The sequence below is a fragment of the Ruegeria sp. BG9 genome, from assembly GCF_056538305.1.
Genome location: NZ_JBQFSY010000001.1, coordinates 358,026 through 371,468 on the forward strand (window position 1 = coordinate 358,026; position 13,443 = coordinate 371,468).

The following is a 13,443-nucleotide window of genomic DNA, read 5'->3' on the forward strand; positions in this document are numbered from 1 at the left end:
TTTAAGTTAACCATAACAAAACATCGCCGCAAAAATCTGAAATCTCGCCGAGACGCACAGCCAATGACCCTCCGCCTCGCCACCCTCTCGCTCCTGATCCTCTACCCCATCGCGTGGTTCGCCCCGCTGATGCGCGCGGGCCTGCTGCCAATCTTTGGCCTATCCGAAATCAGCGTCATCACTGGCCTCCAATCCCTCTGGAAATCCGACATCTTCCTCGCGCTGGTCGTCACCGTTTTCGCCCTCTTCGCGCCCTATATCAAAACCATCGGCACCGCACTGATCCAATGGGACCTGCTGGACCCCCGCGTCCAACCCGCACTGAACATCCTCGGCAAGCTCGCCATGGCCGATATCTTCCTCATCGCGCTCTATATCACGCTGGCCAAGGGGATCTCTTACGCGACCATCGAGACGGCCTGGGGCCTCTACCTGTTTACGGGCTGCATTCTGGCCTCGATCGCGCTGGGATATATTACCGAGATGACATCCACTTCACGAAAAGCTTAGACCGTGTTGATTGAAAACACATTTCTAAGTATCATCTTTATATTTCGAGCAGCAAAGTTCTAGTCGTGTACGGGTCCGCAGAGGATCACCTTGCGTGTTTGATATGTCCTCCGCTTCGGCCCGATTTGTATCGGTTTGAGAAGGAGATGGACGACCATGCCCGCCCTCAACAACATTACATTGCAATTTCAGAATGCCTTTTTAAGACTGACTTTTTTCATGATCTGCATCGCAGCCCTTGGCGCGGTGGTTGCAACCTCACTCTCGGCGCTGGGGGTTTTGCCCTGGCTGTCTCTTCAGGCCGGATTCGGCCAGACCGGCGTGATCGACGCGGGCATTTTTGTTCAGATCGGCCTGACCTGCCTGATTCTCATGCTGGGCTTCTACCTGCCCTCCAGCGCCCGAATGATGGCGCTCGAGAACGCGCACAGGAAGTTCTCGCTGAACATGCAAGACATCGTCGAAGCGTACCAAGTCGCCCATGCTGCCGACCGCAGCGGCGTTTTTGCTCTGGCCTCGGAGTTCGATGCGGTCAAGGAGCGTATGGCGTTTCTGCGCGACCATCCCAACCTTCAGGCGTTGGAACCTGAGATCCTGGAAACCGCTGCTCAGATGAGCCAGATCAGCCACGAACTGGCCGAAACCTATGGCAACGACCGGGTCGAACGCGCCCGCACATTCCTGAAACAGCGGCAGGAAGAGGTCGAACTTTTCCAGCAACGGATCGAGGACGCCCAGACCATCCTGCATGAACTCAGCCAATGGACCCGCGATATCGAGATCGAGGAATCCATCGCCAAATCCCAACTGACGCGCCTACGAGATGAACTGTTCGACCTCCTCCCCGAACTTTCAGCGCAATTGCAGACACCACCCGACGGCAGCGACCCAAGCGCGTCCAGCGTGGTCGCCATGTCGCCCCCTCGCGCTGCGGAATAGGCGCGTCAGCGCCCGGCGCACCCGATGGCCCACAGGGCCTGAGGACGCGGCGCGCCACCGGCGGAGATGAAAGCCCACAAGGGCTTGAAGAACCGCCCATCCTCGGGCACCAAAGGCCTCATGGCAAAGACGACTTCTTTCTCCTGTTCGGCCTGCGGTGCGACACATACAAGATGGTCCGGGCGGTGCGACGCCTGCGGCGAATGGAACACGATCACCCAGGACGTGCCCCTGTCGGCGGGTCCGGCCAAGAAATCCCTCGGCGGCAAGCGGGGCCAGTCTATTGCACTCACGGACTTGTCGACCGAGGAGACCCCGCCACCCCGTACGCTCAGCGGGGTGGATGAACTTGACCGCGTTCTGGGCGGAGGCCTCGTCCCTGCCTCGGCCCTGTTGGTGGGCGGAGACCCCGGCATCGGCAAATCCACCCTTCTGCTGCAAGCCGCTGCTCGGTTTGCGCGCGCGGGCGTCAAAACAATTTATGTCTCGGGGGAAGAAGCCAGCGCGCAGGTCCGTATGCGTGCTCGCCGTTTGGGGCTCGAGGACGCGCCGGTCCAACTGGCGGCAGAAACCAATCTGCGCAATATCCTGACGACGCTTGAGGCTGAAAAACCCGGCCTCGCCATCATCGACTCGATTCAGACCATGTGGGCCGACAATGTGGACAGCGCGCCCGGCTCGGTGTCACAAGTCCGGGCCGCAGCACATGAATTGACCACGTTTGCGAAACGACACGGTGTGTCGATCGTGATGGTTGGCCATGTCACAAAAGAAGGTCAGATCGCAGGCCCCCGCGTCGTCGAACATATGGTCGACACCGTTCTCTATTTCGAAGGCGAACGCGGCCACCAGTTCCGCATCCTGCGTGCAGTCAAAAACCGTTTCGGTCCTGCAGATGAGATCGGCGTGTTCGAGATGACGGGCAAGGGGTTGGCGCAGGTCACCAACCCCTCGGCTCTGTTCCTGTCAGAACGCGGCACGCCCAGCCCCGGCTCGGCCGTTTTTGCCGGGATCGAGGGCACTCGCCCTGTTTTGGTGGAATTGCAGGCACTCGTCGCCCCGTCACCGCATTCGCAACCCCGTCGTACCGTCGTCGGTTGGGACAGCGGACGGCTGGCGATGATCCTCGCCGTGCTTGAGGCCCGCTGCGGCATCCCCTTCGCGGGTCTCGACGTCTATCTGAACGTGGCCGGAGGGCTGAAGGTCAGTGAACCCGCCGCCGATCTGGCTGTTGCCGCAGCGTTACTAAGTGCACGAGAAGACAGCGCCCTGCCCGCCGATACGGTCGTTTTCGGAGAAATCTCGCTTTCCGGGGCACTTAGACCGGCCCCTCAGACCGAAAACAGGTTGAAAGAAGCACAAAAACTTGGTTTCACATCGGCAATCGCTCCGGCGGGCGGCAAAACCGGTACTGTGGCAGGTCTGACACTCACCCGACCCTCCGATTTGGTTGGGTTTGTTGGCGAAACCTTCGGAGCAGGTTAAAGTCCCGCCCTGAGGGGCAGAAAAAGAACAGGCGAGGGCCATGGAAGGTTTTACAATTATTGACGGGGTAGTGGCCCTGATCATCGTGCTGTCAGGCATTCTGGCCTATTCGCGCGGTTTCATGCGCGAGGTTCTTGCCATCGCGGGTTGGGTGGCAGCAGCTGTCCTCGCATTCATCTTCGCACCGCAGGCCGTGCCGCTGGTCAAAGAAATCCCGGTGGTCGGAGACTTCCTGCGTGACAGCTGCGAATTATCGGTAATCACCGGCTTTGCAGCCGTGTTTGCAATCGCCCTGATCATCGTCAGCATTTTCACGCCGCTATTTTCATCGCTGGTGCAACGGTCGGCACTGGGTGGTCTGGATCAGGCGCTTGGCTTCTTCTTCGGCATCGCACGTGGCATCCTGCTGGTCGCTATCGCGTTTTTTGTCTACGACACCGTGATGACCGGCCAGTCCTACACTCTGGTAGATGAAAGCCGCTCTGCCAAGGTGTTCGAACAGTTCAGCACCCAGATCGAAGAACAAAACCCCGAGGCAGCGCTGGGTTGGGTCACTGCACAATACGAAGAACTGGTGGCCAGCTGCACCGCAGGCGACTCGGCCCCTGCTGCGGAAACCACCGACAGCTAATTCATACAGAATGTTAATCGAAAAGCCCGGCCTCGCACCGGGCTTTTTTCATTGAACGAACCCCTCACCCCCGCAGACCGTACAGCGAGTGGTTTTCAAACCGAAACAGCCATCACAGCGGCTGGAAATCGGTTTACCCAGAATATCACGGCTTTTGACCACTTCACCTGCCCCATTGCAGATCGGGCACGGCGCACGCCCCATGCCGCGGCACCGATGGCAGCGCCTTTTGGGCGGCTCATCTTTCTTGTTTGGTGAGCGTTCCTGCCACATTCTGGCCCCCTCCCCGATAAGATCCGCGATGAAATTATGCATATGTCAGCACAAATGAATTCATATGTCACCACGCCGCAACTGAAGAAATCGGAACTGCGGCCTATAGAAATGTGATCGTTTGATGACAGCCGCGTTCTAAGGCAGTATGTGGAGGCCAAACTGCCACGGAATCGGAGCTGTCGGGTTTGTCCTTTCAATGTTCATCTGCCTGCAATGCGGTGATAATGCACCGTCTGGCCTGCAAGATACGAACGGTACGACCCCTCCCTATCCGGCCGTCACTCAACCCTCTCGTCAAAACGTCATAGTAATTGGAGCCCGTAAATGTGTGGGATTTTGGGGATCGCAAGCCGGACACATGATGTGTTTGCGGAAATCTATGACGGGCTGTTGATGCTGCAGCACCGGGGTCAGGATGCCTCTGGGATCGTCACATACAACGGTGAGTTCTTTCGCGAGAAAAAAGCCAACGGTCTGGTCAAAGACGTGTTCAATGCGACGGACGCCGAAACTCTTCTGGGCAAGGTCGGCATGGGCCATGTGCGCTATCCCACCGCAGGGTCGCTCAGCGCGTCCGAGGCACAGCCCTTTTTCGTGAACGCGCCTTACGGGATTTATCTGGTCCATAACGGCAACATCACTAACACGGCTGAGCAGCGCGAAAAAGTCACCGGAAAGTACAGCCGTCACCTGCGCACCACGTCAGATTCCGAGATCCTGCTGAACGTTCTGGCCGACAAGGTGGCCGACGCGATCAAGGTGAATGGCAATGCCGAACCCATTCGCAACATCTTTGCCGGCGTGAAGATGACAATGGAGCGTGTACAGGGTGCCTACTCGGTCATCTGCCTTGTTGCAGGTGTGGGCATGCTGGCCTTCCGCGACCCGCACGGCATTCGTCCGCTTTCGGTCGCAATCCGCGAGACCGAGGGCGATGGTAATGACTACGCCTTCGCCTCTGAGGATGTGGCCTTTGGTATCAACGGCTTTACCAAGATCCGTGACCTGAACCCGGGCGAGGCTATCCTGATTGATCTGGACGGCAATATGCACGAGTTTCAGGCCGTCGAAGGCAAGTTGACGCCCTGTATCTTTGAATATGTCTACCTGGCCCGTCCGGATTCCCTTCTGGACGGCGTCTCGGTCTACAAAACCCAGATGCGTATGGGGCAAACGCTGGCCAAACAGATCCAGGACTCTGGTCTTCAGATCGACCGGATCATCCCGGTTCCTGATAGCGCCCGCCCCGTGGCGCTTGAGGCCGCCAAGATCACCGGCATTCCCTATCGCGAAGGTCTGGTGAAGAACCGCTATGTCGGTCGGACATTCATCATGCCCGGTCAGGAAGAGCGCCAGAAATCCGTTCGCCGCAAGCTGAACGCCATTCCGCTGGAGTTCAAGGATCACAATGTCCTGCTGATCGACGACTCGATCGTGCGCGGAAATACGATCAAGAAGATTGTTCAGATGTGTCGTGAGGCCGGCGCCAAGAAAGTTTATATCGCCAGCGCCTCGCCCCCGGTGAAATATCCCAATGTCTATGGCATCGACATGCCCACCAAGCACGAGTTGATCGCCAATGGCAAAGAGATCGAAGAAATTCGCGAAGAACTGGGTGCGGATGCTCTGTTCTATCAGAACCTCGACGATCTGATCTGGGCCGCAAAAGAAGGCAACCCCGAGATCGAGGCGTTCGACTGTTCCTGCTTTGACGGCAACTACATCACCGGCAGTGTAAGCGGTGACTATCTCGACAGCCTCGAAAACAGCACCCGCGTCAGCAAAAAGCGCGAAGACATGCAGGTTGTTGGCGGGTCGTGGAACGCGGCGAAACTGGCGTCGGGCTAAAGAGACAACGCGAATCAGAAAACAACGCAGGCCGTGGGCATCGCCACGGCTTTGGCTGGATTTTGCCGATGAGAATGGCCTGATTGCAAAGGCTTCCGGCCCCCTCACCTCGCCGTGATCTGATGCGAGCGGGGTGATCTTTTGATTTACTTTGCGGTTTGGTAGGCAGCGCTTCACCACCACTCACACAAGGGGTTCGAACCGGGTTCGAGCCGCAGAAAATGCCAAATGCCAATGTAAAAAGCGCGGCCACGCAGCGGGGCGCGTTGAAAAGAAATTCGGTCTCGGTTCTGGGTGTCTTTGGCCCGAAAGCCGACCTGCGCGCGTTGATGCGCTTGTCATCGGGGCGTGTAAAAGAGGTCAAGCCAGGAAGCCGCGTGGCGTCGGGCACCGTTGTCGCCATTGATGAACACGGGATCATGCTGCGACAAAGCGGCCAGACTCGCCGGATTGGAATTCCGGGGGGCTAGCGCCCTCTTGACGACCCGAGCGTGGGCGTTCAAACCGCTGCCATGACCGATCAGACCAAAATTGCCACCAAAATTGCCCTTGTCACCGGCGCCTCTCGCGGGTTGGGCGCAGCCCTGGCCGAAGCGCTGGCCCCCGAATATCACATCGTCGCCGTCGCCCGCACCACCGGCGGGCTGGAAGAGTTGGACGACCGGATCAAAGCCAAGGGCGGTTCGGCCACCCTTGCGCCGATGGACATCACCGATCCCAACGCGATGGCCACCCTATGCCGGGGTATTCATGACCGCTGGGGCAAAGTGGATTTGTGGCTGCATACGGCCGTCCATACTTCGGCCCTCACACCGGCGCATTTCGTTGATCCCAAAGAGTGGACAAAGGCAATGAACACCAACGCCAATGCCACCTCAGTTCTGATCCCTTATGTGACACCTTTGCTGGGCGAGGCCGGGCATGCCGTTTTCTTTGATGACCCCAAGGCAGGCGAGAAGTTCTATGGCATCTACGGCGCCACCAAGGCGGCCCAGATGGCACTGGCACGCAGTTGGCAGGTTGAGACTGAACGGACTGGACCTAAGGTGACGATTGTGGAACCTGCCCCGATGCCGACAGCCGTGCGCGCGCGGTTTCACCCCGGTGAGGATCGCGATGTGCTGACCAGCACAGCGGATGAGGCGGCTCGGATTCTGGCGTTGTTGTAGGGAGTGGCCGGTTGGGCCATGCCTCCGGCGGAGGTATTTTTAGCCAGATGAAGCTGGGATCACGCGATATGGACGCCGTTGCGCCCTGCGAGATCGACGAAGAATTGCCACGCAACACGGCCCGAGCGTGACCCGCGTGTCGCTTGCCATTCAATGGCTTCTGCGCGCAGGGTTTCCGGGTCGACCGACACATTGTAGGCGGCGCAGTAACGGTCGATCATGGCCAGGTATTCGTCCTGGTCACAGGGATGGAAGCCGAGCCAAAGCCCGAACCGGTCGGACAGTGAGACCTTTTCTTCGACTGCTTCCGACGGGTTGATAGCGCTGGAGCGTTCGTTCTCGATCATGTCCCGTGGCATCAGGTGGCGACGGTTCGAGGTGGCGTAGAAGACTACGTTTTCAGGCCGGCCTTCGATGCCGCCATCCAATACAGCCTTGAGCGACTTATAGTGCTGGTCATCGTGGCTGAACGACAGGTCATCGCAGAACAGGATGAACCGGTGCGGCGCTGCGCGCAGGTGGTTCAACAGCCGCGCGACCGAACTCATGTCTTCGCGCTGAAGCTCGACCAGTTTCAGGTTTGCGTGCTCGGTTTGCAGCGTGCCATGGACGGCCTTGACGAGGCTGGACTTCCCCATCCCTCGCGCGCCCCACAGCAGCGCGTTGTTGGCCTTGTACCCCGCCGCAAAGCGCCTTGTGTTGTCCAACAGCGTATCGCGTGAACGGTTTATGCCGACCAGCAGTTCCAGATCAACGCGGTTGACCTGAGGGACAGGCTCAAGCCGGTCTGGCTCAACCTGCCAGACGAAAGCCGGCGCGGCATTGAAGTCCGGAGCCGCCAAAGGGGCCGGAGCCATCCGCTCTAACGCGTCTGCGATACGGTTCAGGGCTTGGGTATCCATGGTGGCCTCCGGGGTCATATTCCAACGGTGTCAAACCACGTTCGGCTTTTGGCAACAAGGGGTTCCAACGAAAAAGGCGCGCCAGTCATGGCGCGCCTGTCTTGGGAACAGCAAGAGATTACTTCCCGTCTTCTTCCTGCATCAGGTCCTCATCCGCTTCGGCCTCGTCATCATAGTAGCCATCCGCGCGGAGTTGTTCTTCGCGTTTCTTTTCGACACGCGCCACAAGGAAGATCGACACCTCATAAAGGCCGTAGACCACTACGAACAGAATGATCTGTGTGATCACGTCGGGAGGCGTCACGAGCGCAGCAAGCACCAGAATGGCGACTACCGCGTATTTACGGACACTACCCAGCCCCTCAGCCGTGACCAGCCCCGCCTTGCCCATCAGCGTAAGCAACACGGGCAGTTGGAAACACAACCCGAAGGCCACGATGAACTTGATTGTCAGGTTCAGGTATTCCTGAGCGGAGCCTTGGAACACCACACTAAGCGGTGCGGCGGTGGCGCCATCCACGACGGCCTCACCTTCAGCGCCGAACTGCTGGAACCCGAGGAAAAAGTCATAGGCCAAAGGTGTGACAACGTAGAAGGCGAAGCTTGCCCCTAAAAGAAACATGAAGGGCGAGGCCAACATGAACGGCAAGAAAGCGTTCTTCTCGGACCTATATAGCCCCGGAGCAACGAAGCGCCACATCTGCATCCCGATGTAGGGGAACGCTAGAATGAAGCCCCCTAGCAGCGACACCTTGATCGCAACAAAGAAGCCTTCCTGCGGCGAGATGAAGATCAGCCCGCAATCCTGCCCACGCTCATTCAACACCTCACACAAAGGATGCGTCAGGAAGTTGAAAAGAGGCGTCGCAACCGTGAAACAGATGATCATACCGATCAGAAACGCCACGACGCAGTGAATGAGCCGTGTCCGCAATTCGGCCAGATGCTCGATCAGCGGGGCCGAGCTGTCTTCGATTTCGTCGGTCTTGCTCATGTCTTGTTCTCAGTGTTCAGCGCGGCTTCGGCCTCTTCGGCTTTGGCCAGCGCATCAGCGGCTTCTTTGGCCTTGCGCTCGGCTGTGGCGCGGGCGGAGGTGGCTTGAATCTTCTTGGCCTGTTCAGCCCGCTCAGCCGCCAGCTTGCCCGTTTCGCTTTCAGGATCGAACTTGGTGGGGTCGATGCTGCTGCTCAGATCCTGAGCGGCCTTTTTCACACCGTCCATCGCGCTGTTTACGGGATTCGTGGCCGCGTTCAGACCCTTCTTGATCTCGTTCACACCGGCCTGATCCGCGGCCTCGTTCATAGCGCTGGTAAATTCACGCGCCATCCCGCGAGCCTTGCCGACAAACCGCCCGACATTGCGAAACAGCACGGGCAGGTCTTTTGGCCCCACCACAATCAGGGCAACGATGCCGATGACCAGAAGCTCGGTCCAGCCCAGATCAAACATCCGGGTTTAGACCTTGTCTTTCTCGGTTTCGGGCGTGACGTCCTTGGCCACTTCCGCTGCGTCCTGCTCCAGCTCGTCCGCGCCTTCCTTGACGCCTTTCTTGAACGAGGTGATGCCCTTGCCCACTTCACCCATAAGCGAGCTAATCTTGCCGCGGCCAAACAGCACCAGCACCACAACAGCGATCAGCAGCAGGCCGGGAAGTCCGATATTGTTGAGCATGTTTATTCTCCTTCTCAAAGGCGCACTGCGCCTGAACCCTTGTCTGACCCCGTGTTTACGCGGCAAGCCGCGTTCTCAAAAGGTGGCCGAGCCAATTCGGGCGGCAAATTTGATGTGATCTTGCGGATTCATGGCTCTCGCTTTGCTCAACTGACAGGTTTATGTCAGTTGTAACAGGCTAGGACAGCGGTATTGCAACCTGGTCAACGGAGAAACACATGACCCATGTCGCCGAAATCGTCACCTTCACCCTGGCCGAGGGCACCTCACCCGAGGCCTTCGTCAAACTCAGCCAATCGACCGAGAGCTTCGTGCGCGCAGCACCCGGCTTTGCCCACCGCCACCTCAGCCAAGGGGAAGACGGTCGCTGGACGGACTATGTCGTTTGGCAAGATATGAACGCTGCTCAGACGGCGGCTGCAGAATTCCCGCAACAGGAGTTTGCACCGGCCCTGATGGCAGCCATCAACCCCGAAAGCCTGCAGATGCGGCATGAGGCAGTCCTATGGAACATGACCTGACGCAGGTCAGAACGGCGTATCATGCGCCGCACTGATCGACTGTTCGACATCATTCAAATCCTGCGCGACGGTAAACTACACCGCGCGCAGGACATCGCGGACCGGCTCGAGGTGTCGGTCCGCACGATCTATCGCGACATGGACACGCTGGTCGCCTCGGGCGTTCCCGTCGAAGGCGAACGCGGCGTGGGTTACATGGTGCGCGAGCAGATCACTCTTCCCCCACTCAACCTAACCACGGCCGAGCTTGAGGCGCTGAACCTCGGGATGGCCATCGTCGCCGAAGCAGCTGACCCGGACCTGAAAGCCGCAGCCGAGTCACTTGCTGAAAAGATTGACGCTGTCCTGCCCACGCAGGTCGTGGCCGAGGCCGATACTTGGAAATTTGCGGTCTACCCCTTCGCCGATGCCGCGCGCGGATTGGCACATATGGCCCCGCTCCGCGCCGCCATCAAAACCCGCCAGAAACTGCACCTGTCCTACCGCCGCATCGACGGCGCCCTGACTGAACGCACCATCCGCCCCCTCCATATGGAGTATTGGGGCCGTGTCTGGACCCTCACTGCATGGTGCGAACTGCGCAACGGCTTTCGCGTCTTTCGCATCGACCTGATCGAAACCGTCACCCCCCTGCCCGAGCTTTTCACAGACGAGTCGGGAAAACGCCTGAGCGACTTCGATCCACACGGGTGATCCACCCTTCATCTGGCCACAAATATCCCCGCCGGAGGCATGGCCCGGAACGAGTCATTCTGGTCACCGCAGATAAGGTTCAGGATCAACCGACTCAAAGCCTTTGCGAACTTCGAAATGCACGTAAGCATTGTCGCCGCCGCGCAGTTCCGCCAGTTTCTGCCCCCGCCGCACGCGATCACCTTTCTTGACGGTGATATCCTCAACATTGGCATATACCGTCAGCAAGTCATTGTTATGCTTAACAACAATGATCGGCACCTGATCGGCATCTGCGGTAATCGCAGCTACGGTACCTGCCTCGGCTGCAGTGACCGACGTACCCGGTGCGGCTGCGATGTCGATGCCTTCGTTCTTACCCTTATCATAGGTTCTGATAATGTTGCCCGCGACCGGCAAGGATAGCGCGGAATTGCCGGAACTTCTGGTGGGCGCTTCGGCTGTGACATCCGGCGCCTCGGGCGCCTCGGCCAGCGGCGCGACCTGTTCATCCGGTAGCGGCTGGGTCGCACTCGGCGGTGTCGGTGTCGGAGAACCCTGCCCCGGCTGCGTCACCTCGGTCGCAGCGACCGGAGCCGCTGCCGCCGCCTGACGCGGAGCGGCCTGGTTCTTCACCGGAATCAGCAAATACTGCCCCTCACGAATGGCGAAATCCGGGCCCAACCCGTTCCACTCTCCCAAAGCCTCAACCGGCACCTGATAGAGACGCGAAATGGTAAAGGCCGTCTCGCCCCGTTTCACCTTGTGGCGCACCGGCTCCGGTCCAGAGGCGACCGGCGCAGGCGTTGGCGCCGGTTCAACCGGCTTCAGCAGCGTCGTCTGCACCCCGCCCGTATCCGGGGCTTGATCAATCGCGGTTCCAGCGATCGACGCGATATCCACACCGCTTGACGCACCAACTGATCGCGGCAGGGCCAGAACCTCACCCTCGCGCAAGACATCGGTTGTCTGCAAACCGTTAAACCGTGACAGTTCACCTTCCGGCAGGCCGACCCGAGCCGCCACATCGCGCACTGTATCGCCCCGGCGCGCCACGGCGACTTGATAGTTCGGATAGGTGATCACCCCGCGCGCGTCGGGCGTAGGGCGGCTGGTGGTCGCGGATTGCGCAGCATCCGTGGTGGAAAACCCTCCGAGTTGTCCGCGCAGGTCGTAGTCCAACGGCCCCTCGCACCCGGCCAGAATGGCCAGAGCCGCAACTCCGGTCGCACAACGGCGCATCGTTGATTTGGTAACTGCTCTCATGACTTTTGTCCTCAACACCTGCCCCTGTTGTCCGGGGTTCCGGCGATCCATTCCAAAAAACCTGTTACATCTCGTCCTTACCAAGCCCTTCAAGCAGCGGCACGAACCGAACCGACGTCAATTCATCATAGTCCAGCCCGGTCTCGGTGCGCGTCACCTTAATCAACTGCTGCACCGCATCCGACTGCCCGACGGGTAGCACCATGATACCCCCGATTTTCAGCTGCGCCAAGAGCGGCCCTGGCGGGTCCTCGGCCGCGGCGGTCACGATGATCCGATCAAAGGGCGCCTGCTCCGGCAAACCGAACGAACCATCCGACAGCATCGACGTGACATTGGTCAGCCCCAGTTCGGCAAACAGTTTACCGGTCTCACTGACCAGCCGCCTGTGCCGCTCAACCGTGTAAACCCGCCGGGCCAGTTTCGCGAGGATCGCAGCCTGATACCCAGACCCGGTCCCGATCTCGAGCACAGTGTCTCGCGGACGCACATCCAGCGCCTGTGTCATCAACCCCACCACCGAAGGCTGGCTGATCGTCTGACCGCAGGCGATGGGCAGCGGCATATCCTCATAAGCCCGGTCGGCGAACAGGCCGGTGACGAAGCACCCCCGGTCGACCGCCTCCATCGCGGCCAGAACACGCGCATCGGTCACGCCTCGCTTTCGCAGGGCGAACAGGAACTGCATGACGGTTTCTGGGTCCAGTCCACTCATTCGATCGACTTCAATGCCTCTAGCGTGTCATGCGCGGTCAGATCCGCGCGCATTGGCGTGACCGATATATAGCCTTCCAGATTGACCGCCGCGTCCGTGCCGGGCGCGGTCGGGTTGTGCTGGTACCCGCCCTTGATCCACAGAAACCGCCGCCCCGACGGCGAGCTGTGTGGCTCGACCGAAAAATGCGTATCGCGGCGGAACCCTTGCGGGGCAACGCGGGTGCCTAGAACCTCGTCGGCGGGAACGGGCGGGAAATTCACATTGTAGAACAGGCGGTAATCGCCTTGCCCTGCAGGGGTCGCGTCCAGAATGCGGCGCACCAAATCGGCGCCAAAGCGACTGGCGGCCTCGAACGGATCCTCGAGCCCCAGATTTCGTGGGCCGAAATACTGCGACAAGGCAATGGCCGGCACGCCCTGCAGAGCGGCCTCCATCGCGCCGCCAATGGTCCCGGAATAGAGCGTATTTTCCGCCGAGTTGTTTCCCCGGTTCACGCCAGACAACACCAGATCGGGCGGGCAATCCTTCATCACGTCATGCAGCCCCGCCAAAACACAATCCGCCGGAGAGCCCTCGGCCGCAAATCGCCGCTCATCCAGTTTGGCGACCATCATCGGATGGGTGTAGCTTATGCAGTGGCCGACACCGGATTGCTCGAATGCTGGGGCCACGACCCAGACCTCACCGTCAGGTCCGGACAGATCCTTTGCAATCGCCTGAAGCGTGATCAGCCCCGGCGCATTGATGCCGTCATCATTGGTAATCAGAATACGCATGACCGTCCCACCCCCGCGTTTCGCCCTTGATAGACCCGACCCCGCGTTGCGGCAAGCAA

17 protein-coding genes are annotated in these 13,443 nt (G+C 59.4%); 9 read left to right on the top strand and 8 right to left on the bottom strand.

The genetic code is table 11. The features are described from left to right. Positions 1-63 precede the first annotated feature (63 nt). From ACR0I8_RS01775 to ACR0I8_RS01790, 4 genes are all read left to right on the top strand, one after another. Complete coding sequence (locus tag ACR0I8_RS01775) at positions 64-510, top strand: paraquat-inducible protein A (protein WP_170374335.1); 447 nt, start codon at positions 64-66, stop codon at positions 508-510. Between the two features lie 156 nt (positions 511-666). Next, on the top strand, positions 667-1,449 hold the full coding sequence (locus ACR0I8_RS01780) for a kinetochore Spc7 family protein (protein WP_170688769.1): 783 nt from the start codon (positions 667-669) through the stop codon (positions 1,447-1,449). A gap of 120 nt (positions 1,450-1,569) precedes the next feature. Then, positions 1,570-2,934 carry a DNA repair protein RadA gene (radA, locus tag ACR0I8_RS01785; RefSeq protein WP_170483608.1) on the top strand — a complete coding sequence of 455 codons (1,365 nt, stop codon included), beginning with the start codon at positions 1,570-1,572 and terminating at the stop codon, positions 2,932-2,934. 40 nt (positions 2,935-2,974) lie between these two features. Continuing rightward, positions 2,975-3,565, top strand: a complete 591-nt coding sequence (locus tag ACR0I8_RS01790; RefSeq protein ID WP_170641868.1) for a CvpA family protein — start codon at positions 2,975-2,977, stop codon at positions 3,563-3,565. Positions 3,566-3,660: 95 nt separating this feature from the next. Here the strand turns inward: ACR0I8_RS01790 and ACR0I8_RS01795 are convergent, their stop codons facing one another. Further along, a complete protein-coding gene (locus ACR0I8_RS01795; protein ID WP_170458575.1) occupies positions 3,661-3,807 on the bottom strand; it encodes a hypothetical protein in 147 nt (48 codons plus the stop codon). A gap of 358 nt (positions 3,808-4,165) precedes the next feature. Here ACR0I8_RS01795 and purF point away from each other — a divergent pair, with 358 nt between their 5' ends. From purF to ACR0I8_RS01810, 3 genes are all read left to right on the top strand, one after another. Then, positions 4,166-5,689 carry an amidophosphoribosyltransferase gene (gene purF, locus ACR0I8_RS01800; protein WP_170373881.1) on the top strand — a complete coding sequence of 508 codons (1,524 nt, stop codon included), beginning with the start codon at positions 4,166-4,168 and terminating at the stop codon, positions 5,687-5,689. 221 nt (positions 5,690-5,910) lie between these two features. Beyond that, positions 5,911-6,159 carry a hypothetical protein gene (locus ACR0I8_RS01805; RefSeq protein WP_170373882.1) on the top strand — a complete coding sequence of 83 codons (249 nt, stop codon included), beginning with the start codon at positions 5,911-5,913 and terminating at the stop codon, positions 6,157-6,159. A 42-nt stretch (positions 6,160-6,201) separates the two neighbouring features. Further along, positions 6,202-6,858 (top strand): SDR family NAD(P)-dependent oxidoreductase, encoded by a 657-nt coding sequence (locus ACR0I8_RS01810; RefSeq protein ID WP_170688770.1) that lies wholly within the window; start codon positions 6,202-6,204, stop codon positions 6,856-6,858. A 59-nt stretch (positions 6,859-6,917) separates the two neighbouring features. Here the strand turns inward: ACR0I8_RS01810 and ACR0I8_RS01815 are convergent, their stop codons facing one another. The 4 genes from ACR0I8_RS01815 to ACR0I8_RS01830 all read right to left on the bottom strand — a co-directional run bounded on the left by ACR0I8_RS01815 (position 6,918) and on the right by ACR0I8_RS01830 (position 9,431). After that, positions 6,918-7,760: an ATP-binding protein gene (locus tag ACR0I8_RS01815; RefSeq protein ID WP_170373884.1), complete on the bottom strand. Its 843-nt coding sequence runs from the start codon at positions 7,758-7,760 to the stop codon at positions 6,918-6,920. Between the two features lie 118 nt (positions 7,761-7,878). Next, entirely contained in the window at positions 7,879-8,754 is an 876-nt protein-coding gene (gene tatC, locus ACR0I8_RS01820) for a twin-arginine translocase subunit TatC (RefSeq protein WP_170373885.1), read from the bottom strand. After that, positions 8,751-9,209, bottom strand: coding sequence for a Sec-independent protein translocase protein TatB (gene tatB, locus ACR0I8_RS01825; RefSeq protein ID WP_170373886.1), 459 nt, complete (start codon positions 9,207-9,209; stop codon positions 8,751-8,753). Before tatB ends, tatC begins: the two co-directional genes overlap by 4 nt. A gap of 6 nt (positions 9,210-9,215) precedes the next feature. Next, positions 9,216-9,431 carry a twin-arginine translocase TatA/TatE family subunit gene (locus ACR0I8_RS01830; RefSeq protein ID WP_170373887.1) on the bottom strand — a complete coding sequence of 72 codons (216 nt, stop codon included), beginning with the start codon at positions 9,429-9,431 and terminating at the stop codon, positions 9,216-9,218. Between the two features lie 218 nt (positions 9,432-9,649). Between ACR0I8_RS01830 and ACR0I8_RS01835 the strand changes: the two genes are divergently transcribed. Both ACR0I8_RS01835 and ACR0I8_RS01840 read left to right on the top strand, forming a co-directional pair. Beyond that, positions 9,650-9,952 carry a hypothetical protein gene (locus tag ACR0I8_RS01835; RefSeq protein WP_170373888.1) on the top strand — a complete coding sequence of 101 codons (303 nt, stop codon included), beginning with the start codon at positions 9,650-9,652 and terminating at the stop codon, positions 9,950-9,952. A 21-nt stretch (positions 9,953-9,973) separates the two neighbouring features. Further along, entirely contained in the window at positions 9,974-10,645 is a 672-nt protein-coding gene (locus ACR0I8_RS01840; protein WP_480702673.1) for a helix-turn-helix transcriptional regulator, read from the top strand. A gap of 63 nt (positions 10,646-10,708) precedes the next feature. Here ACR0I8_RS01840 and ACR0I8_RS01845 read toward each other — a convergent pair whose 3' ends face one another. The 3 genes from ACR0I8_RS01845 to surE form a co-directional block, all read right to left on the bottom strand. Beyond that, positions 10,709-11,890 (bottom strand): peptidoglycan DD-metalloendopeptidase family protein, encoded by a 1,182-nt coding sequence (locus tag ACR0I8_RS01845; protein ID WP_170373890.1) that lies wholly within the window; start codon positions 11,888-11,890, stop codon positions 10,709-10,711. A 64-nt stretch (positions 11,891-11,954) separates the two neighbouring features. Next, positions 11,955-12,605, bottom strand: coding sequence for a protein-L-isoaspartate(D-aspartate) O-methyltransferase (locus tag ACR0I8_RS01850; protein WP_170688771.1), 651 nt, complete (start codon positions 12,603-12,605; stop codon positions 11,955-11,957). After that, entirely contained in the window at positions 12,602-13,384 is a 783-nt protein-coding gene (gene surE / locus ACR0I8_RS01855) for a 5'/3'-nucleotidase SurE (RefSeq protein ID WP_170373892.1), read from the bottom strand. The genes ACR0I8_RS01850 and surE overlap by 4 nt, the downstream gene beginning before the upstream one ends. Positions 13,385-13,443 lie beyond the last annotated feature (59 nt).